This window comes from Sphingomonas sp. MS122, from assembly GCF_049532975.1.
Classification (GTDB): domain Bacteria; phylum Pseudomonadota; class Alphaproteobacteria; order Sphingomonadales; family Sphingomonadaceae; genus Sphingomonas.
Genome location: NZ_CP186695.1, coordinates 1,627,382 through 1,649,291 on the forward strand (window position 1 = coordinate 1,627,382; position 21,910 = coordinate 1,649,291).

20 protein-coding genes and 1 pseudogene are annotated in these 21,910 nt (G+C 70.1%); 3 read left to right on the top strand and 18 right to left on the bottom strand.

Features of this window, described 5'->3' with window-relative positions:
• Nucleotide 1: 1 nt before the first annotated feature.
• The 14 genes and pseudogenes from ACO227_RS07835 to ACO227_RS07900 form a co-directional block, all read right to left on the bottom strand.
• Nucleotides 2–625 (bottom strand): annotated as a pseudogene (locus ACO227_RS07835) (UdgX family uracil-DNA binding protein); the annotation flags it as partial.
• Between the two features lie 33 nt (nt 626–658).
• On the bottom strand, nt 659–1,684 hold the full coding sequence (locus ACO227_RS07840) for an SO2930 family diheme c-type cytochrome (protein ID WP_423606662.1): 1,026 nt from the start codon (nt 1,682–1,684) through the stop codon (nt 659–661).
• Nucleotides 1,681–2,874, bottom strand: coding sequence for a parallel beta-helix domain-containing protein (locus ACO227_RS07845; RefSeq protein ID WP_423606664.1), 1,194 nt, complete (start codon nt 2,872–2,874; stop codon nt 1,681–1,683). The genes ACO227_RS07840 and ACO227_RS07845 overlap by 4 nt, the downstream gene beginning before the upstream one ends.
• A 193-nt stretch (nt 2,875–3,067) precedes the next feature.
• A complete protein-coding gene (locus ACO227_RS07850) occupies nt 3,068–3,550 on the bottom strand; it encodes a hemerythrin domain-containing protein (protein WP_423606666.1) in 483 nt (160 codons plus the stop codon).
• A gap of 62 nt (nt 3,551–3,612) precedes the next feature.
• Nucleotides 3,613–5,055 carry a hypothetical protein gene (locus ACO227_RS07855; RefSeq protein ID WP_423606668.1) on the bottom strand — a complete coding sequence of 481 codons (1,443 nt, stop codon included), beginning with the start codon at nt 5,053–5,055 and terminating at the stop codon, nt 3,613–3,615.
• Nucleotides 5,056–5,220: 165 nt separating this feature from the next.
• Nucleotides 5,221–5,622, bottom strand: coding sequence for a hypothetical protein (locus ACO227_RS07860; protein ID WP_423606670.1), 402 nt, complete (start codon nt 5,620–5,622; stop codon nt 5,221–5,223).
• A 36-nt stretch (nt 5,623–5,658) separates the two neighbouring features.
• Nucleotides 5,659–6,192: a demethoxyubiquinone hydroxylase family protein gene (locus ACO227_RS07865; protein WP_423606672.1), complete on the bottom strand. Its 534-nt coding sequence runs from the start codon at nt 6,190–6,192 to the stop codon at nt 5,659–5,661.
• Complete coding sequence (locus ACO227_RS07870; protein WP_423606673.1) at nt 6,189–6,653, bottom strand: disulfide bond formation protein B; 465 nt, start codon at nt 6,651–6,653, stop codon at nt 6,189–6,191. Before ACO227_RS07870 ends, ACO227_RS07865 begins: the two co-directional genes overlap by 4 nt.
• Nucleotides 6,654–6,660: 7 nt before the next feature.
• A complete protein-coding gene (locus ACO227_RS07875) occupies nt 6,661–8,004 on the bottom strand; it encodes a S41 family peptidase (RefSeq protein WP_423606675.1) in 1,344 nt (447 codons plus the stop codon).
• A 76-nt stretch (nt 8,005–8,080) separates the two neighbouring features.
• Entirely contained in the window at nt 8,081–9,277 is a 1,197-nt protein-coding gene (locus ACO227_RS07880; RefSeq protein WP_423606677.1) for a murein hydrolase activator EnvC family protein, read from the bottom strand.
• A gap of 4 nt (nt 9,278–9,281) precedes the next feature.
• Nucleotides 9,282–9,704 (bottom strand): 23S rRNA (pseudouridine(1915)-N(3))-methyltransferase RlmH, encoded by a 423-nt coding sequence (locus ACO227_RS07885; protein ID WP_423606679.1) that lies wholly within the window; start codon nt 9,702–9,704, stop codon nt 9,282–9,284.
• Nucleotides 9,705–9,816: 112 nt separating this feature from the next.
• The gene (rsfS, locus tag ACO227_RS07890) at nt 9,817–10,131 is read right to left on the bottom strand and encodes a ribosome silencing factor (RefSeq protein WP_423607305.1); all 315 of its coding nucleotides are present in this window, start codon (nt 10,129–10,131) and stop codon (nt 9,817–9,819) included.
• Between the two features lie 101 nt (nt 10,132–10,232).
• The gene (locus tag ACO227_RS07895) at nt 10,233–10,856 is read right to left on the bottom strand and encodes a nicotinate-nucleotide adenylyltransferase (protein ID WP_423606681.1); all 624 of its coding nucleotides are present in this window, start codon (nt 10,854–10,856) and stop codon (nt 10,233–10,235) included.
• A gap of 265 nt (nt 10,857–11,121) precedes the next feature.
• A complete protein-coding gene (locus ACO227_RS07900; protein WP_423606682.1) occupies nt 11,122–12,390 on the bottom strand; it encodes a glutamate-5-semialdehyde dehydrogenase in 1,269 nt (422 codons plus the stop codon).
• A gap of 74 nt (nt 12,391–12,464) precedes the next feature.
• Here ACO227_RS07900 and ACO227_RS07905 point away from each other — a divergent pair, with 74 nt between their 5' ends.
• A complete protein-coding gene (locus ACO227_RS07905) occupies nt 12,465–13,520 on the top strand; it encodes a DUF3667 domain-containing protein (protein WP_423606683.1) in 1,056 nt (351 codons plus the stop codon).
• Here ACO227_RS07905 and ACO227_RS07910 read toward each other — a convergent pair.
• On the bottom strand, nt 13,517–13,885 hold the full coding sequence (locus ACO227_RS07910) for a hypothetical protein (RefSeq protein ID WP_423606685.1): 369 nt from the start codon (nt 13,883–13,885) through the stop codon (nt 13,517–13,519). The two genes, ACO227_RS07905 and ACO227_RS07910, sit on opposite strands and share 4 nt — an antisense overlap.
• Nucleotides 13,886–14,006: 121 nt before the next feature.
• Between ACO227_RS07910 and ACO227_RS07915 the strand changes: the two genes are divergently transcribed.
• Together ACO227_RS07915 and ACO227_RS07920 are read left to right on the top strand one after the other, a co-directional pair.
• Nucleotides 14,007–15,707, top strand: coding sequence for an Hsp70 family protein (locus ACO227_RS07915; RefSeq protein ID WP_423606687.1), 1,701 nt, complete (start codon nt 14,007–14,009; stop codon nt 15,705–15,707).
• Nucleotides 15,704–17,950, top strand: coding sequence for a hypothetical protein (locus ACO227_RS07920; protein ID WP_423606689.1), 2,247 nt, complete (start codon nt 15,704–15,706; stop codon nt 17,948–17,950). Before ACO227_RS07915 ends, ACO227_RS07920 begins: the two co-directional genes overlap by 4 nt.
• Before the next feature lie 20 nt (nt 17,951–17,970).
• On the opposite strand, the gene ftsH is transcribed toward ACO227_RS07920, so the two are convergent.
• The 3 genes from ftsH to ACO227_RS07935 all read right to left on the bottom strand — a co-directional run bounded on the left by ftsH (nt 17,971) and on the right by ACO227_RS07935 (nt 21,910).
• Entirely contained in the window at nt 17,971–19,929 is a 1,959-nt protein-coding gene (gene ftsH, locus ACO227_RS07925) for an ATP-dependent zinc metalloprotease FtsH (RefSeq protein WP_423606691.1), read from the bottom strand.
• A 69-nt stretch (nt 19,930–19,998) separates the two neighbouring features.
• Nucleotides 19,999–21,036, bottom strand: coding sequence for a tRNA lysidine(34) synthetase TilS (gene tilS, locus ACO227_RS07930; protein ID WP_423606692.1), 1,038 nt, complete (start codon nt 21,034–21,036; stop codon nt 19,999–20,001).
• Nucleotides 20,999–21,910: a tetratricopeptide repeat protein gene (locus tag ACO227_RS07935; RefSeq protein WP_423606693.1), complete on the bottom strand. Its 912-nt coding sequence runs from the start codon at nt 21,908–21,910 to the stop codon at nt 20,999–21,001. The genes tilS and ACO227_RS07935 overlap by 38 nt, the downstream gene beginning before the upstream one ends.

Below are 21,910 nucleotides of genomic sequence, written 5' to 3' on the forward strand. Positions count from 1 at the left end.
TCTAGACCCGCTTCGCCGCTGCGCCGAGGTCGGCGACGAAGCGGTCATATTCCTCGGCCTTGCGCGCGGCGTCGGGGATGCGCAGCAGGTAGCTCGGATGGACGGTGACCCAGCCCTCGCCGCCCTCGGCGAGCGGGTGCGGCTTGCCGCGTTCGCGGCCGATCGTCATGACCTTGCCGAACAGCGACCGCGCCGCCGTGGCCCCGAGCGCGACGATCACTTTCGGCCGCACCAGCAGCAATTCCCGCTCGATCCACCAGCGGCACGCGCTGATCTCGCCGGCATTGGGCTTGCTATGGATGCGGCGCTTGCCGCGCGGCTCGAACTTGAAGTGCTTGACCGCGTTGGTGAGATACGCCGTGTCGCGCGCGATCCCGGCATCGCCGAGCGCGCGGTCGAGAATCTGCCCGGCGGGGCCGACAAAGGGGCGGCCCTGAAGGTCCTCCTGGTCGCCGGGCTGCTCGCCGACCAGCATCAGCGCGGCGTCGACCGGGCCCTCGCCGAACACGGTCTGCGTCGCATGCTTGTAGAGGTCGCAGCGGGTGCAGGCGGCCGCATCGGCACGCAGCGCCTCCCATGCGGGTTCGCTGTTGCCGCCCGGCGCCGCGCGTGGCCTTGCCATTACCCGTCTCCCGTGCGCGACGATGCGCACGGTTGTTCAACGCGCGGGCATCGAATCGATCCATTGCGAGAGCAGGTCGATGCCCTCGTCATGCGCGGTGGCGCGGCCGAGCTCGGGCATGGCGATGCCGGGATCGGTGCTGCGCAGGCGGTAGATCAGGATCGAGGCCTCGGCATCGCCGGGCTGGATCGCGAACTCGCGCCCGCCGCTGCCGCGCCCCGCCGCGACCGGGCGCTTGCCGATGCCGAGCGTCACCGCCGCCTTGCGGTCGAGCTCGAGGAACAGACCCGAATTGGACGCGGCGCCCGCCGGATTGTGGCAATGCGCGCAGTTGATCTCGAGATAGGCGCGGGCGCGCGCTTCGAGCGGGGCCTTGGGATCGTCCCAGCGCGCGACGCGCGGGGCGTCGGCGGGCGCGCGGTCGAGCAGGCCGGCGGCGACGAGTTTCTGCAGCTGGCTGTTGTGATTGAGGTAGCGCGCCTTGGGGCCGATCGGGGCGATCTGCCCGGCGAGCGCGTGGCAGTCCTTGCACTGGTTCTGGTTGGGTACGGCGTAGCTGATCTGGCGCGGTTTGCCCGAGGGATCGGTGAAGGTCACGGCAAGGCGCGTGCCGGCGCGCTTGAGCACGGCATCGGTGCCCTCGGCGTTCCAGACATAGGGCAGCGCGACCCAGCCGGACGCGCGGCGCAGCAGCAGCCTGGTCTCCAACGGCTTGAACGACGCGCCCTCGCCATAGCCGAAGGTCTTGATGAGGGCGCTGCCGACGGGGAAGCCGAACGCCCCGGCAGGATCGTACTTCGCCTTCGCGCCCGCGGGCACGTAGATGAAGCGCTGCTTGACGGTGTAGTCGGAGAAGAGCGCGGTCTCGAGGTCGTAGCCGATCACGCGGGGCGCGGGGGTGCGCTTCGCCAGATCGGCGAAGAAGCGATAGTCGGAGAGCCTGGCCGGATAGTGGTCGCTGGTGATCGCGGCGTCGTCGACTTGCACCGGCTGCTGCTGCGCCGCGGCGGCAGCGAAGGTCGCCACGGCAAGCCCTAGCAACACCAGTCCCAGATGCTTCACTTGGCGGCCGCCTCCATCTCCGCCGGCAGCGTCACCGCGGCGGGCTGCGGCACGTCGGGTGCGTTGAGCTCGACCTTGGAGGGCTTGGCGCTCTCGACCGGCGCGCCGAGCGCGAGGCCGAGGCCGAGCACCGGCACCGGATCGGCGACGCGCAGCCCCAGCTCGGAGGCGGCGCCGGTGCCGTCCCACCATATCGGCGGCGCGTTGCCGCCGAACGCGGCGGTGAGGAAGCCGCCGCTCGGCACGTCGGGCGCGAAGCCGGCGCGGCCGTGGCGGTTGCCCGAGACGATGATGCGGCGCGGATAGGGATTGTACTTCGCGTCCTCGAACTTGGGGCGGTAGGAGATGATCATCACGTTGGCGGTGGCGTTCTCCGACAGGTCGTTGTCGAACACGTGGACGCCGTCATTGGCCATCACCAGCACGCCGGTGCCCTTGGGCACGGTGGCGACGATATTGCCCTTGGGCGCGAAATTGGGGGTGTCGTTGGCCACCACCTTGTTGCCGAACACGCGCACCCCGCCGCCGTTCATGCGGGGGAGGTTGGGCAGGTCGAACACCAGGATGCCGCCGGTATTGCCGGTGGCGGTGTTGCCATGGACGTCGGCCATGTTGCTGTTCTCGATCTCGATCCCCGCGACATTCTGCGAGACGGTCGAGTTGCGCACCACGATCCGCTCGGACTGGCCGACATAGATGCCGGCGTCCGACGCGCCCTTCACCGTGACGCCGTCGACCAGGATCGTGTGGCTGGAGACGGGATAGACGCCGTACGCGCCGTTGGTGGCCTTGGGTCCGCCGGTCCATTCGACGCGGATGTCCTTGTAGACGATGCGGTTCGCCTCCTTGGACTTGATCCCGTCGCCCTTGCTGTCCTCGACCGCGAAGCCGCGCAGCACGACGTCGTCGGCGGTGACGAGCAACCCCTCACCCGCGCCGAGCTGGCCCTTGAAGCTGAGCACGGTCTTGTCCGGGCCGGCGCCGCGTACGGTGACCTTGTCGACATCGAGGCTGAGGCCGTCGGTGAGCTCGAAGCGGCCGGGGCCGATCTGGACGGTGTCGCCGGGCCTGGCGTCGAGCAGCGCCTCCTGCAGCCGTTCCTGGGCGTTGGGGCCGGCGGGGACGTCGATCGTCTTGGCGAGCGCGGGGGACGCGAAGGCGAGCAGCGCGAGCGTGGCGGTGCGGATCATGGGCCTCTCCCTGTTTTGGGAGCAGCTTAGCCGGTCCGTGCCGCGCGTCCAGCCATTAACAGGGGTGTCAGTTAGCCCCGAGGCGCCAAACCGACAATAACGTCACCCCGGCCTTGATCCGGAGCTGAGCTTCTGGCGTCGCGAGAAGAAGCCCGGCCCCGGCTCAAGGCCGGGTGACGAGTTAGGGTGCATCTCACTGGCGCGCGTCGCCCGGCATCTCGTCCTCGGCGCGTTCGAGCTCCCTGGGCTTGCGCTTCTCGAACACCGCGGCGAGCTTCGCCTTGGTCGCATCGTCGAGATCCCTGGCGGCGGCCGGGAACATCTCCTGCTCCTCCTCGTCGATATGGTGGAGGTAGCGGTGGCGCAGCGCCTTGAAGGTCTTCATCCAGGCGTCGCCCGACATGTCGAGCTCGACCAGCTCGCCCAGATAGTCGTCGATCTCCTTGTGCTCGGACACCGAATGCCGCGCCGCGTCGCGCAGCTCGGGGTCGGCGAGCATCGCCGCGTAGAGCGATTCCTCCTCGGCCGCGGCATGCGCCTGCAGCTCGACGCGCAGCTCGTCGAACAGGTCGCTGCGCAGCGCGCTGTCGGGGTCGCTGCCGGCGATCCGCTCGAGCAGGTCGCGGTGGCGGTCGTGATCGCGCTTCAGGTCCGCGAAAATCTGCGCGTCGGCCATCGGAACTCTCCTTCGGCCATTCAACCGGTCAACCGGCGTGAGGTTTCAGCCGCGAATCATTCTCATGCGGTTTCAGCGACTTGCGCCTCGCGCCATGATGCCCGCACCAGCAGTGCCGCAAGCAGCCCGGCGAGCGCGAGATACAGGCCGAGCCCCGCCCAGCTCGACCAGCCCCAGAATTCGTTGGGGATGGTGCGGATGTCGCCGCTCAGGAATTTGGGGATGATGTGCTGGTTGAGCGGCGCGTGGTAGAAATGCGGCGCCTGCACCTCGGCCGCGGTGATGGCGAGGTTGATCGCGACGCTCGCGGTGAGGAAGCCGCCCCCCAGCCACTTCTCGAAGCGGTTGGCGCCGGCCCAGAAGGCGGCGAGGCCGATGGCGAGATAGGCGACCGCGGGGAGCGCGTGGCGCGGCCCGGTCGAGTTGCCGCCGTCCCAATAGACATAGGACGCGTGGTAGAGGAACGCGGTCACCGCCCCCGCGGCGGCCATGACGCCGATGTCGCGCGTGCGGGGATCGCGCAGCAGCGTCCAGAAGCCGAAGGGCGCGAGCACCAGCACCGGCGCTACCCACACCATGCCGCGGCGCTTGCCGCCGAGGATCTCCCACAGCACGTCGAGCTTGGGATAGGTGAGGCCGAACAGCCCCTGCTGCATCCCCTCAAACCCGACCACGCCCGAATAGCCGGTCTGGAAGGGGTGGCCGAACACGGCGAGGTTGTAGGCGAAGAGCGGGATCGACGCGGCGATGCCGCCGGCGAGCGCCAGCGCGACGGTGCGGGCGATGTGCGGGGCTTCCCAGCCGCGGATGCACCACAGCGCCCACAATGCGACCGGGGCGCCGGTGAGGATCGCGGTGTGCTCGATCACCACCGCCCAGCCGAGCGCGAGCCCGGCGATCAGCGCGTGCCGCCCCGGCGAGCCGCCGTGGGTACCGCGCCACACCGCCCAGAGCGCGATCGCGATCAGGGCGGTGGTCGGCGCATGGCCGAAATAGGTGGTGGTCCAGCCCCACATCGTCGTGCCGAGGGCAAAGCTCGCCGCGGCGAACAGGCCGGCGGCGCGACTGCCGGTGAGGCCGGTGCCGAGGTCGAGCAGCGCGATCGCGGCCAGTGCGGTCAGGATCGCGCTGGTGAAGGCGATCGCGACGCGCATGCGCAGCCGCAGGAAATCCTCGGCGGTCGGATCGAACAGGCGATGGGGGATGTCGAACGAGGTGCGGTTGGTGAGATGGTTGGTCAGCGCCACCCAGGGCAGCGCCATCAGCGTCATGCCCGGCGCCTTGTCCATGTAGAAATGGCCGTCGAACAGCGCCTTGTCCATCGTCATGTCGGCGAAATTGTCGATTCGCGCATCGCCCTTCTCGACGATCGCGGTGGCGGCGAGCAGCCGTGTCGCGCTGTTGGGGTTGAACGCCCAGGAGCCGAACCAGGTGCAGGACAGCCAGACCAGCGCGAACAGCAGTGCCGGAACCTGCCAGCGCTTGCGCGCCTCACCCCCAACCACCCTATTTCCGTGCGTCATCAAATTCATTGCAGCACATCACCCCCCACGCCGTCATCCCCGCGCAGGCGGGAATCCATTGGGACTGACGTTGCGGCTCTATCTCTTCCGTCAACCAGAATGGATCCCCGCCTGCGCGGGGATGACGATCATGATTGTATCGCGATCTCAGTCCGGCAGGACCTTCTCGGCGCGGCGGCGCGCATCGGCCTCGGCCTTGCCCGCCTGGATCTCGCGGGTCGCGCAGCCGATCCCGCCGCCCGGGCCCACCGTGGTGCAGCTGCCGATGCCGGTGTCGCCGACCGACATCGCGCCCTGCTGGCGCACCGCCCAGCTCTCATTTTGCGGGGTGACCTCCTGGTCGCGCAGCTCCTGCGGGATGCGGAAGCGCTCCTCGGCAGGCCGGCGGACGCAGATCACCACTTCCTCGCCGTCGGCGTTGGTCGGGCATTTGTCGTCGCCATAGATGACCAGCACGCCGTTCTGCGCCGCATTCTGGGCGAGCGCGGGGGGCGGTGCCGCGAGCGGCGCGGCGGCAAGGGTCAGGCCCAGCAGGATCGTCTTCGTCATCGTCAACTCCAAATCCCCTAACGCCCCAGATCGTCGCTATATCCGTTTCGAGACCGCAATGGCAGCCTTGCACGCCAGGCGGATCGCGCCCGAGAGCAGCGGGTAGCCCGGGGCGGTCTCGGCGCCCGCGGCGAGCGCCGAATCGCGATGCTCGAGCTCCTCGGCGCGGAACTCGGCGACTGCGGCGGACAGCTCGGGATCGTCGGCGCCCAGCGCGTCGAGCTGCTCCTGATAGTGGAGGTCGATCTCGGTCTCGACCGCCACGGTGCACGCCATCGCCGCCGCCGGCCCGAGCGCCGCCGTCGCGGCGCCGAGCGCGAAGCCTGCGGCGTTCCACACCGGCTGCAGCGCGGTCGGCCGCACCCCGCGCTCGGCGATCAACGCATCGAAGAAGGCGCGGTGCCGTTCCTCCTGGTTGGCCATCCCGGAAATCGCCCGTGCCATGTCGTGCCGGTCGCCCATCACGGCGAGCTGCCCGGCATAGATGCGCGTCGCGCCATATTCGCCCGCCTGGTCGACGCGGATCATCGACTTGACGTCGGGCCGGGGATCGCCGGGCTTGCACCTCATCGGCGCTGTTTCCTGAGCATCAGCATCGCGATCACCAACGCACCGCCGAGCGAAAGGATCGCATTCCAGCCCGCGAGCGAGATGCCGAGGAAATGCCACGGCGCGACGTCGCAGCGCACCAGCGGGGCGTTCATGATCGCGTCGAGCGCGTTGCCGCCGCCGAAATGGGTGGCGCAGCGGGTGAGCCCCTCCCACCAGCCATATTCGACCCCGGCATGGAACACGCCGATCGCGCCGCTGATCGCGATGCCGAGCGTGGCGAGCCACACCAGCGGCGTGCGCGCCGGCTTCGCCGCGAAGGACAGCGCGGCCAGGGCGATCGCCGCATAATGCGGCCAGCGCTGCCACATGCACATCTCGCACGGGAACAGGCCGCGATAATATTGGCTGTAGAGCGCGCCCGCGATCAGCCCGAGCGGAAGCAGCAGGGCGAGCGCCTGCGCGATGCGGCGGGGAGCCATCGTCCGGTTAGCGCTTCGTGCCGCTCTTGGGCGCGCCGCCCGCCGCCATGCGCGGCGGCGCCGCGGTGCGCGCGATGGTCTGCAGCGCATAATGGAGCTGGAAGTCCTCGACCCCCTTCTTCTTGAGCTCCTCGGTGCTCGCGGCGAAGCGCGGATCGGTCTTGGTGTCCTCCTCGAGGATCGAATTGTCGACCTTGGTCTCGTTGATCAGGTGGCGGCGCAGATCCGCCTCGCGGAACACCGGCCGGGTCTTGTAGTCGGCGTCCGAGAGCTGCGGCACGAGCAGGTCGGGCTCGATCCCGCCCTCCTGCACCGAGCGGCCCGAAGGGGTGTAGTAGCGCGCGGTGGTGAGGCGCAGCGCGGTGCGCGGCCCGAGCTGGAGCAGCGTCTGCACCGAGCCCTTGCCGAAGGTCTTCTCGCCCAACACCAGCGCGCGGTGATGATCCTGCAGCGCGCCCGCGACGATCTCGGACGCCGAGGCGGTGCCGGCATCGACCAGCACGACCAGCGGCAGCCCGCGCGCGAGATCGTCGGCCTTGGCGTACCAGCGCTCGATATCCGCCTTCTCGCGCCCGCGCTGCGAAACGATCTCGCCATGCGACAGGAACGCGTCGGTCACCTCGATCGCCTGGGTCAGCAGGCCCCCGCCGTTGGCGCGCAGGTCGATGACATAGCCCTTGGGCTTGCCGCCGAGCTGCTTCTCGATCGCCGCGATGCCCGCGCGCATGTCCGACGCGGTGGTGGCGGAGAAGGTGTTGATGTTGAGGATGCCGATGCCGTCCTTGACCTCCCACTTCACCGCCTTCTGGACGATGGTGTCGCGGGTCAGGGTGACGTCGAACGGCTTGTCGCGGCCGGGCCGGATGATGCGCAGCGTGATCTTGGTGCCGGGCTCGCCGCGCATCTGGCTGATCGCCTCGTCGAGCGTGCCGCCATAGATCAGCTTGCCGTCGAGATGGGTGATGAAGTCGCCCGACTTGAGGCCGGCGCGCCAGGCGGGCGTGTCCTCGGTCGGGGTGACGATCTTGACCGCGCCGTCCTCCATCGTGACGGAGAGGCCGAGCCCGCCATAATTGCCCTCGGTGGCGAGGCGCATATTGTCGAACGCGACCGCATCGACATAGGAGCTGTGCGGATCGAGGCTGGCGAGCATGCCGTCGATCGCGCCCTTGATCAGCGTCTTGTCGTCGACCTTCTCGACATAGTCGGCCTTCACCCGGGCATAGACGTCCATGAACGCGTCGAGCTCGCGATAGCTCGACGTGTCGACGCTGGCCATGGCGCCGGTGGTGATCGGAACGAGCGCCAGCGCGCCGACCGCGGCGGTGACCTGGAGGATGGGACGGATCATACGCTTACTTCCTGAGCAGTGCTTGGCGACAAGATAGACCGGAAAGCCGTGGCGGCAAAGCGGCAAGGGCGAGACGTCAATCCAGCAGCTGTGCGAGGTCCACCGCATGGCCCTGGCGGCGCAACTCGACGGTGATGCGCGGCGCCTCGCCCTGGGGCGCGCGGCCGAGCGGGGTGCCCTGCACCGGGGCGTCGCCGACTCGCACCAGCACGCGGTCGAGCCCCGCGACGAGCGAGGTCCAGCCCCCGCCATGGTCGAGGATCACGATATTGCCATAGCCGCGGAAGCGCCCGGCATAGATCACGCGTCCCGCGGCGGGTGCGACGACCTGCGCCCCGGCCCAGCTCGACAGCGTCAGGCCGCGCGAGCGCACCCCGGCGTCGGAGACCTCGCCAAGGCCGGTGACGATGCTGCCCGCAACCGGCAGGCGATAGGGCGGCGGCCCCTTCCGCGCGGCACGGGCCGGGGCGGGGGCGGCGTCGTCCTCGCTCGCGGCGCCGGGGCGCGGGAGCGGGCCGGACAGCGCCTCGAGCGCCTCGCGCGTCTCGGCCGCGGCGCCGAGCGTGTCCATCAGCTCGACCAGGTCGCGCGCCTGCTCACCGAGCGCGAGCGCGCGGTCCGATTCGAACATCGCGTCGCGCCGGTAGCCCGCGGCGCGCAGCCGGTGCCCCGCTTCCATCCGCACCAGCGCGAGCCGCTGGCTCTCGAGGCGCTCGCGCCCGTCGTTCAGGCTGCGCGCGGCGATCTGCGCCCCCTCGCGCAGGCGGCGGGTGCGCGCGATCTCGGCGCGCACGCCGGCGCTGCGCTCGCGCACCACCGGCGCGACGCTGCCCAGCACGGCGCGGACATGGACGATGTCGGCGGTAGAGCCGGGCTGGAGCAGCCCGAGCATCGCCGGGCGCCGCGCGAGCGACTGCAGCGCCGCGACCAGCCGCGCGATCGGGCCCTGCTGCGCCTCGAGCCGCGCGCGCTGCGCCGCGAGCAGCCGGTCGACGATGGCGACGCGGGCGCGGGCGGCGGCGATCTGCGCTTCAGCCGCCTGGATGCTCGCCGCGATGGCGGCTTCGCGGGCCTTCGCGCGGCGGGCCTCGTCGCGCTCGCCGGCTGCGGCTTGCTGGAGCCGTTTGGCGCGCGCCTCGGCGTCCTTCGCCGCCTGGTTGGCGGCCTTGAGCTGCCCGCGCTGTGCGGCGAGATCGGGGGGCTGCGCCGGCAGCGCGGTGAGGCCGGCGAGGCCGAGGAGCAGGACGGCAACAGCGATCAGGGCCCAGCGCATGCTGTCAGCCTTCGCGGTGATAGGGGTGGTTGGCAAGGATGCTGGTCGCGCGCCACAATTGCTCGGCGAGCATCGCGCGCGCCAGCAGATGCGGCCAAGTCGCCCGGCCGAAGGCGATCAGGAGGTCGGCGTCGCGCCGTTCATCGTCATCGAACCCGTCGGCTGCGCCGATCAGGAAGCGCGCCTCGCGCACCCCGTCGTCGCGCCATGCCTGGAGCCGTTCGGCGAGCACGCGCGAGGGCAGGTTCTCGCCCTTCTCGTCGAGCATCACGCGACGGGTGCCGGGGGCAAGCTCAGGCAGCTTGCCGCCGATATCGGGCAATTCGGTGATCTTGTGCGGCCAGGTGACGCGCTTCAGGTAACGTTCGACCAGCTCGGCCTCGGGCCCGCGCCCGATGCGCCCGCGCGCCACGATATGCAGCAGCATGTTCTAGATTGGGTTTACCGCACCAGCCCGCTCCCCCACCCGGCCACCCAGCGCCAATATCCTGTGGGTAGCCGGGCGGGGGAGCGGGCTGGTGCGGCGCATCGAACGAATCTCAGGCGTTGCCGACGGCGTTGTCCCCGAACGCCCACATCCGCTCGAGATTGTAGAAGGTGCGGACCTCGGGCCGGAACAGATGGACGATCACGTCGCCCGCGTCGATCAGCACCCAGTCTGCGGTGGGCAGCCCCTCGACGCGCGGGTTGCGGCCGAACTCGGCCTTGATCTTCTCCGCCAGCTTGTTCGCCATCGACGCGACCTGCCGGGTCGAGCGGCCCGAGGCCACGACCATATAGTCGGCGATGCTGCTCTTGCCGGCGAGCGGGATCGAGACCGTCTCGACCGCCTGATCGTCGTCGAGCGAGGTCAGGACGAGCTGGTGGAGCGCGTCGGATTCATGGGGGGCCTCGTCCGGGTTACCCTGCGGCTCGGGCGTACGCGAAACATGGGGCGATGCGTTCAAGGGGGCTCCTAGCGTCTCGAGACGCGCGTGCGGTTATGTGGGGACGGCGCATAACGCCGGTGCCAGGCGGGGTCGGCGGCGCGCAGGCGTGTCGCCGAAGTCGGGTCGGGTCGGAAGCGCAACAGCACCAGGGCCGGCAAACTCCACTTCGTCCAGTTCTTCGCCTGGCCTGCGGGCCGCACAAAGCGCCGCAGCCAGCCCATGGCAGGACTTGCATGGGCGTCGCGATCATAACCCGGGCGCGCGATCACCGCAATCGGAACCTGTCGCGCAATATGGCGCCAACCCTTCCACTGGTCGAATTGCGCGAGGTTGTCGGCGCCCATCAGCCAGATGAAGCGGTGCTTGGGATAGAGCCGCGGCAGCTTGGTCAGCGTGTCGACGGTGTAGCGCGTCTTGAGCCTTTTCTCGACCGCGGTTGGGCGGATCGGCGCGTGCCGCGCCATCGCCCGGGCCGAGGCGATGCGCGCGGCGAAGGGGGCCATGCCCTCGCGCTCCTTGAGCGGATTGCCGGGCGAGACCATCCACCACACCTCGTCCAGCCCCAGCGCGCGCAAGGCGTGGAGCGAGATCGCGCGATGCCCGCGATGTGCCGGGTTGAACGACCCGCCGAGAAGCCCGATGCGCTTCAAGGACTTAGGGTCTGAACCCAGTTGGAACGAGGTCGAGACGGAGCGGATTTTGGCGCCAGGCCAGGAGCAAGGAGGGAGCGATGGGGTTCCATCGTGACCGACGCGCGACGCCGCATGGCGCCAAAAGACGCCCGCCGCTTCGCGGTCGCCCATGGAAGGCCGCCGAACAGCGTCGCTTGCTTGCGCGTAGCGCTGCTACGCGACTGCGCTGCGCTCCTTGTCGGCGGCCTTCCATGGGCGATCTCGATCCTCGTTCCAACTGGGTTCAGGCCCTAATCTGTCCGCTCCCGCGCACCACCCATTTATAGGTCGTCAGCCCCTCGAGCGCGACCGGGCCGCGGGCATGGAGGCGGCCGGTGGCGATGCCGATCTCGGCGCCCAGCCCGAACTCGCCGCCATCGGCGAACTGGGTCGAGGCGTTCCACATCACGATCGCGCTGTCGACGCCGCTGAGGAAGCGCTCCGCCGTAGCCGCGTCCTCGGTGACGATCGCGTCGGTATGGTGCGATCCGTGCGCAGCGATATGCGCCATCGCGCCGTCGACGCCGTCGACGCGCTTCACCGACAGGATCGAGTCGAGATACTCGGTGTCCCAGTCCTCGGCATTGGCCGCCACCACGCGCGGTTCGAGCGCGCGGATGTCCGCGTCGCCGCGCAGCTCGCAGCCGGTGTCGGCGAGCGCCGCAAGGATGGGGACGGGATCGGCGAAGGCGATGTCGATCAGCAGCGTCTCGGTCGCGCCGCAGATGCCGGTGCGGCGCATCTTGGCGTTCACGGCGAGGTCGCGCGCCATCGCCGGGTCGGCGGCGCGGTCGATATAAGTATGGTTGATCCCGTCGAGATGCGCGAGCACGGGCACGCGCGCCTCCTCCTGCACGCGCGCGACCAGGCTCTTGCCGCCGCGCGGCACGACCAGGTCGATCGCGCCCTCGGCCCGCAGCATCGCGCCGACCGCGGCGCGGTCGGTGGTGGGGACGAGCTGCACGGCATCGGCGGGCAGCCCGGCGCGCTCGAGCCCCGCGGCGAAGGCGGCGTGGATCGCGCGGTTGCTGAGCGCGGCCTCCGACCCGCCGCGCAGGATCGCGGCATTGCCGCTCATCACGCACAGCGCCGCGGCATCGGCGGTGACGTTGGGCCGGCTCTCATAGATGATGCCGATCACCCCGATCGGCACGCGCACGCGGCTGAGCTCGAGCCCGTTGGGGCGCTCGCTGCGGCTGATCACCTCGCCCACCGGGTCGGTCAGCGCCGCGACCGCCTCGACGCCCGCCGCCGCGCTCTCCAGCCGCGCCGGATCGAGCCGCAGCCGGTCCAGCAGCGCGCCGCTGAGGCCATTCGCCTCGCCCGCCGCGACGTCCTGCGCGTTCGCCGCCAGGATCGCATCCGCCGTCTCGCGGATCGCGGCGGCGGCGGCGCGCAGTCCCTCGGCCTTGCGCGGCGCCGGCAGCGCCGCCAGCGTCACGGCGGCGACGCGGGCGCGCGCGCCCATGTCCGCGATCAGGGCTTCGGGCGAGCTCTGCGTCATCATGTCCATGGCCATTGGGCTATCACGCTGCGGCGCGAAAGTCCCTATCGCCTCTGCTTTGCGGGTTTGTTAGGTGGGCTTTCATGGGGGAATTCGACGCAGCCGGGGAAGTGGTCAGCGGGGCGCTGTGGAGCCGCGCGGCCGAGAATCGGCACGGTGAAGGCCATGGCGAGCATGGCGGCATCTGCCTCAATTGCGGCGCACGCCTGCTCGGCCCGCACTGCCATCGCTGCGGCCAGGCCGGGCATGTCCACCGCACGATCGGCGCGATCGGGCACGAGATCCTGCACGGCGTCGTCCATTTCGAGGGCAAGCTGTGGAACACGCTGCCGCTGCTGTTCTTCCGCCCGGGCGAGCTGACGCGGCGCTACATCCATGGCGAGCGCGCGCGCTTCGTCTCGCCGATGGCGATGTTCCTGTTCTCGGTCTTCACGATGTTCGCGGTGCTCCAGATCATGGGCATTTCGCCGCCGGCCGAAGTCGGCACCGCCGCGCAGTTCGAGCAGGGCCTGTCGTTCGCGCGGCAGAACACCGAGAGCGCGCTCGCCGACGCGCGGGAGTCGCGCGCCAGGGCCGAGCCCGGCAGCGAGCGCGCCAAGAAGCTCGACAAGCGTATCGCCGGCCTCTCGCGCGACCTCGAGGAGTTCAAGAAGATCCCGGTCTCGCTAAGCCGGGCGAGCGGCAAGGGCCTCAACTTCAAGACCGGCTGGAAGCGGCTCGACAAGGGGATCGAGAAGGCCAACCACAATCCCGGGCTCGCGCTCTACAAGCTGCAGACCAACAGCTACAAGTTCAGCTGGGCGCTGATCCCGCTGTCGATCCCGTTCGTGTGGCTGCTGTTCTTCTGGAAGCGGCGCTTCAAGGGCTACGACCACGCGGTGTTCGTGACCTATTCGCTGTCGTTCATGTCCTTGCTCGGGATCCTGCTGACGATCGCCGGCGGGCTGGGGCTGCGGCTGAACATCATCGCGACCGTGGCGGTCTTCGCGCCGCCGCTGCACATCTTCTTCCAGATGAAGGGCGCCTATCGCCTGCGCGGCTGGAGCGCGCTGCTGCGGACCTTCGTGCTGCTCAACATGATCACCTTCATCGTGGTGATCTTCGCGCTGCTGCTGCTCGGGCTAGGGCTGCTCGGCTAGCGGCAGGGATAGCGCTTCTTCATCATCGCGTAGAAGGCGGTCTTGACGCTCATCCCCCGCTGCGCCGGCGGGATCGCGTTGAACTCGGCCATCACCTCCTTGGCGCCGAGCTTGGCCTTGCCCTTGGGCGGCGGGCAGCTGTGCGGCGTGCGCCCGGCCTTGCGGGCGGCGGTGAGATCGGCGCGATAGGCGTCGGCGACGCTCTGCACCTCGGCGCGCAGCAGCTTGATGTCGGGCGAACCGATCGCGAGGATGCCCTTGGCCTTGAGCGCATTGGCCTTGGCCAGGAACTGGCCGACGGTCATCGCCTGCGCGCTCGCGGGCAAGGCCGCCAGCATCATCGCGGCAATCGTCCAACGCTTCATCCCACCCCTCCCTCAATTCGGCGGCAGCTAATATGCGCGAGCTTGAACGCCGGGTGAACTCGCCCGCTTCACAGCGGCGCGCGGCCCGCTAAAGTCGCGCCGATTCTACGGGGGTAACGGCATGATCATCGGCATCGACCTCGGCACCACGAACAGTGCCGCGGCGGTCTGGCGCGACGGGGAGGCGGTGCTCGTGCCCAACCGGCTCGGGCATGTGCTGACGCCGAGCGCGGTGAGCATCGGCGACGATGGCGAGGTGATCACCGGCCTCGCCGCGCGCGAGCGCATGGCGAGCCACCCCGAGGTCACCGCCACCGCGTTCAAGCGCTATATGGGCACGCGCCGCACCGCGCGGCTCGGCAAGCGCGAGTTCACCCCCGAGGAGCTCTCCGCGCTGGTGCTGCGCAGCCTCAAGGCCGATGCCGAGGCGTTCCTCGGCGAGGAGGTGCTCGAGGCGGTGATCACCGTCCCCGCCTATTTCAACGACAAGCAGCGCAAGGCGACGCATCGCGCGGGCGAACTCGCCGGACTCAAGGTCGAGCGGCTGGTCAACGAGCCGACCGCCGCCGCGCTGGCGTACGGGATTCACCAGCTCGAGGACGAATCGCGTTTCCTGGTGTTCGACCTCGGCGGCGGCACCTTCGACGTGTCGATCGTCGAGATCTTCGAGGGGATCATCGAGGTCCGCGCCTCGACCGGCGACAATCACCTGGGCGGCGAGGATTTCAACGAGCTGCTCGTGACGCTGATGCGCGAAGCCCATGCCGAGGCGTTCGGCGAGGCGGGGCGCGGCGAGGATCCGCTCCACCAGAAGTTGCGCGAGGCCGCCGAGCGCGCGCGCCGGGCGCTGTCCAGCGGGCCGGAGGCGGAGATGCGCCTCGTCTGGAACGACGTCGAGTATCGTCACGCCGTCACCGCCCAGGCGTTCGAGGAAGCGGCCAAGCCGCTGATCGACCGCCTGCGCGAGCCGGTGCTGCGCTCGATGCGCGATTCGGGGATCAAGAGCGCCGAACTGAGCGAGATCATCCTGATCGGCGGTGCGACGCGCATGCCGCTGGTGCGCAGCGCGGTCACGCGCATGTTCGGCCGCTTCCCCAACGCCACGGTCAACCCCGACGAGGCGGTGGCCCTGGGCGCGGCGGTGCAGGCCGGGCTCAAGTCGCGCGACGTCGCGCTCAAGGAAGTCGTCGTCACCGACGTCTGCCCTTATTCGCTCGGCGTCGAGCATTCGCGGCGGCTTCCCGGCGGCGGGATCGAGGACGGGCTGTTCGCCCCGATCATCGAGCGCGGCACGGTGATCCCGGCGAGCCGCATCCACAGCTTCGGCACGATGCACGACAACCAGACCAAGGTCGATTTCGGCATCTTCCAGGGTGAGGCGCGGCTGGTCCGCGACAATGTCGAGATCGGCCGCACCTCGGTGCGCGTGTCGCGCGGGCCGGCGGGGCAGCAGGTCGATGTACGCTTCTCCTACGACGTCAGCGGGCTGCTCGAGGTCGACATCATCGTCCCGCAGACCGGCGAGACGGTGAGCCTGACGATCAACGACGGCATGGCCGGCGACGAGAAGGCGCTGGAGAAGGCGCGCAAGTCGCTCGCGGCGCTCAAGGTGCATCCACGCGACGAGGCGGAGAACAAGGCGGCGATCGCGCGCGGCGAGAAATGCTTCGAGAATTTCCTTGGCGAGCAGCGTTATTGGGTGGGCGAGGTGCTGGGCCGCTTCAGCGCCGCGCTCGAGACCCAGGACCCGCGCACGATCGAAGCGGCGCGCAAGGAGCTGCACCAGGCGCTCGACACGCTCGAAGGTGAAACCTTCCTGTGAAGAGCTGGTGGCAGGTGCTCGGTGTTCCGCGCAAGAGCGACCGCGCGACGATCCGCCGCGCCTATGCCCGGAAGCTGCGCGTCACCAATCCCGAGGACGATCCCCAGGGTTTCATGGCGTTGCGCGAAGCCTATGAGGCGGCGCTGCGCTGGGTGGAGTATGACGTCGACTGGGAGGAACCGGAGGAAGCCGCCGCGGCGGAAGAACCCGCATTCGCCGTCGTCGACTTCGCAGATCCGGTCCGGGCGCCCGATCCGGTGCCGGCGCTCGATCCCGCGCCGCCCGAACCCGATCCGCTCGCCGAGGCGCGTGCCGCCGAGCATGCGGAGCTGCGCCGTCGCACCGCCGCGCTCGATGCCGCGCTGCGCGGGCCGTGGCAGCGCGACGCCGCGGCGCTGACGGCCCAGCTCGACGCGATCCTCGCCGCGCCGGCGCTGATCGAGATCGCGGTGCGCGATTCGGTCGAGAACTGGCTCGCCGACCTGCTCGCCGACACCGTCCCGCGCAGCGATCCGGTGCTGCGCCGCGCGATCGACGCGTTCGGCTGGGAGGACGAGGGCAATCACCCGCACGGGGTATGGCGCATCCTCGCGCGGATCGACGAGTGGCGCGTGATCCAGGCGCTGCGGCGCGGCGACCATGCGCTGTCGGCGGGGTGGAACGCGCTGACTCGCGCCAAGGCGCCGGACTGGCAGCGGCGGATCAGCGCGCTTCGTCCGGGCATCGCCGCGCAGGTGCGGCAATTGTTCGATCTCGCCGACTATCAGACGCCGGGGATCGCGCACAGCTTCGATCCCGATGCGGCGGCGTGGTGGCGCGCGCATCTCGACGCGCCGCGCTTCGGGTTCGTCGATCTCCTCGCGATGCTCGCGGGCGTCCTGGCCGCAGCGCTCCTCGCGCTGGCGGCCAACACGCTGGCGATGCGGGCGGGCGGCGCCGCCGCCGCGCTGCTCGCGGGGATCGCCTTTCCCGTCGTCCGGCTGCGCGTCGTGGTGCCGTGGCGCGAGCGGCGCGAGATGGCGGACGAGGCGCCGGGCTGGCTCGCCGATGCCTGGCCGGTGCCATGGCTGTTCGCCGCGCTGCTGCTCGTGGCGCTCCCGGCCGGCGCTTGGACGGCGGGGATCGTCGCGGCGCTCTGCGCGGTCGCGACCGGCTGGATGGCGGTGACCGCGGGCCGCGAGCCCGCGATCGGCAGCCCGCTCTACAAGATCTTCCTGTTCGCCGTGCTCGCGCTGATCGGCGGTGCCGCGTTCTTCGCGCTGTCGGGGCCGGAGAAGCTCGCGCTCAGCGTGTTCGCCGCCGCGTCGGGGCTGATCGCCTTCTCGGGCAGCGCCGGGCTCGCGGCGGCGCTGTGGCGGGTCATGCGGTGGCCGACGCTGGCGGCGCTGGCGATCACGATCACGCTGATCCTGTCGGTCATCGTCCGCTTCCAGCTGCCCGGCGCACCCGAGCCGCTGGTGCCATGGGGCGCGGTCGCGATCGCCGGCATGGTGCTGCTCGGCGCGGTGCGCGAGGTCGCCGACGGCAGCCCGGTGGTACCGGTGCTGCCCTGGACACGCTGGGGGCTGTGGATCATGCTGGTGTTCGCCGCGATCCTGTCGACCCCGCCGGTCGAGCGCGGCGGCGCCGTCCCCAGCGATCCGATGAAGCAGCTCGAGCAGCGCGAGCCGGGCTTCGCGGCGCTCAAGACCGGCAATCCCGGGCTCCATTCGGCGATCGCGCTGCTCCGTCAGCAGCAGGCGGACGGCACCAAGACCGCCGCCGAGGCGGGGCGCGAGATCGACCGGCTGGTCAACACCGCCTATCGCGAGCGCTTGCCGGTTGCCTCGTCCGAGTTGCTCGCCGCTGAGATGGACATCCGCCTCGCCACGCTGCGCGAGTATCGCACGCGCGACGTGCGGGCCTGCGCGACCGGCGAGGGTAAAACGCCGGACGTCAGCGAAAAGCTGCGCGAGCGCCATTATCGTCATGCGCTCAGGGTCGCCGGCAGCAGGCCTGCGGACGCGCTCGACCGGGCGAGCGGCCGCGCGATCCCCGCGGACGAGATGCTGCGTCTCGTGGCCACTGGCCATGCCACCAAGGCGGATCGCCTCGCGGCGGCGATGCGGGGCAGCGACTTGCGTGCGAAGTGCGATGCCCGCATCGCCTTCCTCGAGGCGCTGGTCGCGCAGCCCGACATCGACATCGCCAAAACGATGCGGCCCGCGCTCACCGCGCGGGCCGAACCGGATTCAGCGAAGTAGCGAGCGCTACGCGCGCACCATCACGCTCCTTGGGGCGCCGGGCTGCCGAACGGGCCCTTCGGCCGCCGCGTCTTGGGGATCGAGGTCCCCGCCGCCGCGACCGGGCCCTTGAGCGTCGACGGATCGGGCCGCCCGATATCGCCGTCGGCGAGCAGCTTCTTGATCTCCTCGCCCGACAGCGTCTCGTACTCGAGCAACGCGCCGGCCAGCGTGTGGAGCTGGTTGAGATGTTCGGTCAGCACCTCGCGCGCGCGCTTGAGGCCGCCCTCGACCGTCGACTTGATCTCATGGTCGATCAGTTGCTGAGTCTCGTTCGACATGTGCCGCGGCTGCGACGCCGAATAGCCGAGGAACGATTCGCCCTCGGGCTGGGCGTATTCGACCGGACCGACCTTGTCCGACATGCCCCACTTCGTGATCATGTCGCGGGCGAGGCCGGTGGCGTACTGGATGTCGCCCGACGCGCCCGACGAGACCTTGTCGTAGCCGAAGATGATCTCCTCGGCGACGCGCCCGCCCATCGCCACCGCGAGGTTCGCGTACATCTTGTCGCGGTGGTACGAATAGCTGTCCCGCTCGGGCAGGCGCATCACCATGCCGAGCGCGCGGCCGCGCGGGATGATCGTCGCCTTGTGGATCGGGTCCGATGCCGGCTCGTGCAGCGAGACGATGGCGTGGCCGGCCTCGTGATAGGCGGTCATGCGCTTCTCGTCGTCGGTCATCACCATCGAGCGCCGCTCGGCGCCCATCATGACCTTGTCCTTGGCTTCCTCGAACTCCTGCATCGCGACCAGGCGCTTGCCTTTCCGCGCGGCCATCAAGGCGGCTTCGTTAACGAGGTTGGCGAGGTCGGCGCCCGAGAAGCCCGGCGTGCCGCGCGCGATCGTGCGCGCGTCGACGTCGGGCGCCAGCGGCACCTTCTTCATATGGACCTGCAGGATCTTGACGCGGCCCTCGATATCGGGGCGCGGCACCACGACCTGGCGGTCGAAGCGGCCCGGGCGCAGCAGCGCCGGGTCGAGCACGTCGGGGCGGTTGGTCGCGGCGATGATGATGATGCCTTCGTTCGCCTCGAACCCGTCCATCTCGACCAGCAGCTGGTTGAGCGTCTGCTCGCGCTCGTCATTGCCGTTGCCGAGGCCGGCGCCGCGATGGCGGCCGACCGCGTCGATCTCGTCGATGAAGACGATGCACGGCGCCGACTTCTTGGCCTGCTCGAACATGTCGCGCACGCGAGACGCGCCGACGCCGACGAACATCTCGACGAAGTCCGAGCCGGAGATGGTGAAGAACGGCACGCCCGCCTCGCCCGCGATCGCGCGGGCGAGCAGCGTCTTGCCGGTGCCGGGCGAGCCGACCAGCAGCGCGCCCTTGGGGATCTTGCCGCCGAGGCGGGCGAACTTGGTCGGGTCCTTCAGGAACTCGACGATCTCCTGCAGCTCCTCGCGCGCCTCGTCGATGCCGGCGACGTCGTCGAAGGTGACCTTGCCTTCCTTCTGCGTCAGCAGCCGCGCGCGCGACTTGCCGAAGCCCATCGCACCCGAGCCCGAGCCCTTCTGCATCTGGCGCAGCACGAAGAAGGCGATGCCGAGGAAGAGCAGGAACGGCAGCGACTGGTAGAGCAGGTACAGCCACACCGAGGGCTGTTCCTCGGGCCGCGCGCTGATCGTCACGTTCTTGGCGCGCAGCGTCGGGATCAGCTGCGGATCGGGCACGGCGTTGGTGCGGAACTTGCTGTCGTTGGTCAGCGTGCCGGTGATCACGTTGCCGGCGACGTTCACGTCCTTGACGGTGCCCTGCTCGACCTTGTCGAGGAACTCCGAATAGGCGATCGTGCTGCCGGCCGTCTGGCTCGAGCGCGTGTCGAACATCGTCACGAACAGCGCGAGCGCGGCCAGGATGCCCACCCAGATGAGCAGGCTCTTCATCCAGGGATTGCCGTTATTCTCGGGGCCCTGCTGCTTGTCGTTGTCGTTCATTCGATTCCGGTACCTTGATTCCCCGATAAGATAGGGGCTGGCAGGTTAATGGCAATGGAACAGCGTCGGTCAGTGTGATCGGCGCGGCGGAGCCGGGGCGAACCGCCAGCGTCCGTCGCGCTCGGGGGTGACCATCACGCCGGCCTGGGTGGCGGGCCGGCCGGCCGCCAGCGCGTCGAGCAGCGGCTCGATATTGGCCGCATCGGAGAAGGCCGGCGCGGCGATGCCATGCGCCGCGCGCGTCTCGGCCACCGCACGGCGCACCAGCCGGCGCTGCACCTCGCGCGGCAGGTCGGCGGCGCGGAGCAGGCGCTTGCCCGGCGACCAGCGTTCCGCCTCGAACATCCGCGTCAACGCTTCGAGCGCGTCCTCGCTCTCCCCGATATGCGCGGCGGATTGCGCGAGCGCGGCGGGATCGAGCAGGGTCTGGTGCGTCAGGAAGGCGCGGAACCGCGTGCGGTCGTGGCGCGGGTCCTCGTTGGACGGGTCGTCCGCCCAGGGAACGCCCGCGGCCTCGGCAATCATCCGCAACCGGCCGCGGCGCCAGCCGAGCAACGGCCGCAGCAGCAGGCCATCGCGCTCGAAGCGCCACGGCCGGATCCCGCTCAGCCCGGCCACGCCGGACGCGCGGTTGAGGCGCATGAGCAGCGTTTCCGCCTGGTCGTCGGCATGATGCGCGGTCAGCAGCGGATAGGCGCCGCACCGCCCGGCCCATGACAGGAGCGTGTCGTAACGCGCCTCGCGGGCCTGTTTCTGAATGCTGCTGCCGGCAATCGGTCCCTCCGGGGAGAGGGTTTCGTGCGGCACGCCGAGGCCGGCGCAGACCGCCGCCACCATCGCTGCTTCCCCGGCCGCCTCGGGGCGCAGGCCGTGATCGACCGTCGCGGCGAGGATCCGCCCGGGAAAGGCGGCGGCGGCGAGCAGCAGCATCGCCATGCTGTCGGGCCCGCCGGACACGGCGAGCGCCACCGGCGCGTCATCCGCCAGCGCGCCGCCGACGGCCCGCACGCACAGCGCGTCGAAATCGCGCCGGAACCGCTCGACCCATTCGGGATCGACCGGCTTCAGCTCACTTGCACTTGCTGGCGGAACGGCCGGTGGCGACATCCATCTTCATCGCTTCGGAGAGGCGGTCGCCATAGACTTGCGTGAGCTCGTCATAGACCTTGCACACCTCGCTCGCCGGCTTCTTCATCTTCACCAGCGCTTGCGCGAGGTAATAGAGCGAATCCGGCGCGCGCTCGCCGTTCGGCATCTTCTGGTAGCTCTCGAAGAACGCGGTCGCGGCGAGCGCCGGCTTGCCCTGGTCGAGCAGCGCGCGGCCGAGCAGGTTCTGCGAATAGCTGGCGCGGCGGTGCTTGGGATATTTCTGGACGACGGTGCGCAGCTCGGGGATTGCCTTGTCATACTGCTTCGCCTGCCACAGGCGATAGCCGTAGACGTAGCCGTCCTCGGCGGGATCGTCGCTCTTGGGCCGCTCGACGCTCACCGCCGGGGTCGCCGGGCCGCCGACCGCGGGGCGCGCGGGTCCGGGCCGCGTCGCGCCGGTCACCGGCTCCTCGGTCTCGGCCGGCGCCGCGCCGGATTCGAGCACCTTGAGGCGCGCGTCGGTCGAGCGCTTATAGGCGTTGAACGCCTCCTCGAGCTGGCGCACGCGATACTGGCTCTGCTCGATCTGCCCGGTCATTTGCGACAGCTGCGATTCCATCGCGCTGACGCGGGCGTTGAGGTCGGCGACCACGCTGGTCGCGGGCAGGCCGGGCGCGGTCTGGGGCTGCTGCGGCGGGATGATCTGCGGCTCGATCGTCTGGCCGGCGCCGCCCGGGAAGACCTTGCGCTGCACCGCGCGCATCTCGCGCTCGAGCCGGTCGACCCGGCCCTCGATCGCGCCGCCCTGAGTTGTGCCGCGGCCGGTCTGCGCCGCCGTCGGCATGGCCGCCGCAAGCGCGGCCACCGCCGCCAAAGTTGCAATCAAACGCAT

Coding starts and splice junctions, on each gene's coding strand:
- ACO227_RS07865 (WP_423606672.1), bottom strand. CDS start 6,192: ATGAGGTGCAAGCCCGGCGATCCCCGGCCCGACGTCAAGTCGATGATC.
- ACO227_RS07900 (WP_423606682.1), bottom strand. CDS start 12,390: ATGGACATGATGACGCAGAGCTCGCCCGAAGCCCTGATCGCGGACATG.
- tilS (WP_423606692.1), bottom strand. CDS start 21,036: ATGTCGCCACCGGCCGTTCCGCCAGCAAGTGCAAGTGAGCTGAAGCCG.
- ACO227_RS07915 (WP_423606687.1), top strand. CDS start 14,007: ATGATCATCGGCATCGACCTCGGCACCACGAACAGTGCCGCGGCGGTC.
- ACO227_RS07870 (WP_423606673.1), bottom strand. CDS start 6,653: ATGGCTCCCCGCCGCATCGCGCAGGCGCTCGCCCTGCTGCTTCCGCTC.
- ACO227_RS07850 (WP_423606666.1), bottom strand. CDS start 3,550: ATGGCCGACGCGCAGATTTTCGCGGACCTGAAGCGCGATCACGACCGC.
- ftsH (WP_423606691.1), bottom strand. CDS start 19,929: ATGAACGACAACGACAAGCAGCAGGGCCCCGAGAATAACGGCAATCCC.
- ACO227_RS07910 (WP_423606685.1), bottom strand. CDS start 13,885: ATGAAGCGTTGGACGATTGCCGCGATGATGCTGGCGGCCTTGCCCGCG.
- ACO227_RS07885 (WP_423606679.1), bottom strand. CDS start 9,704: ATGCTGCTGCATATCGTGGCGCGCGGGCGCATCGGGCGCGGGCCCGAG.
- ACO227_RS07860 (WP_423606670.1), bottom strand. CDS start 5,622: ATGACGAAGACGATCCTGCTGGGCCTGACCCTTGCCGCCGCGCCGCTC.
- ACO227_RS07880 (WP_423606677.1), bottom strand. CDS start 9,277: ATGCGCTGGGCCCTGATCGCTGTTGCCGTCCTGCTCCTCGGCCTCGCC.
- ACO227_RS07845 (WP_423606664.1), bottom strand. CDS start 2,874: ATGATCCGCACCGCCACGCTCGCGCTGCTCGCCTTCGCGTCCCCCGCG.
- ACO227_RS07935 (WP_423606693.1), bottom strand. CDS start 21,910: ATGCGTTTGATTGCAACTTTGGCGGCGGTGGCCGCGCTTGCGGCGGCC.
- ACO227_RS07905 (WP_423606683.1), top strand. CDS start 12,465: ATGGGGGAATTCGACGCAGCCGGGGAAGTGGTCAGCGGGGCGCTGTGG.
- ACO227_RS07875 (WP_423606675.1), bottom strand. CDS start 8,004: ATGATCCGTCCCATCCTCCAGGTCACCGCCGCGGTCGGCGCGCTGGCG.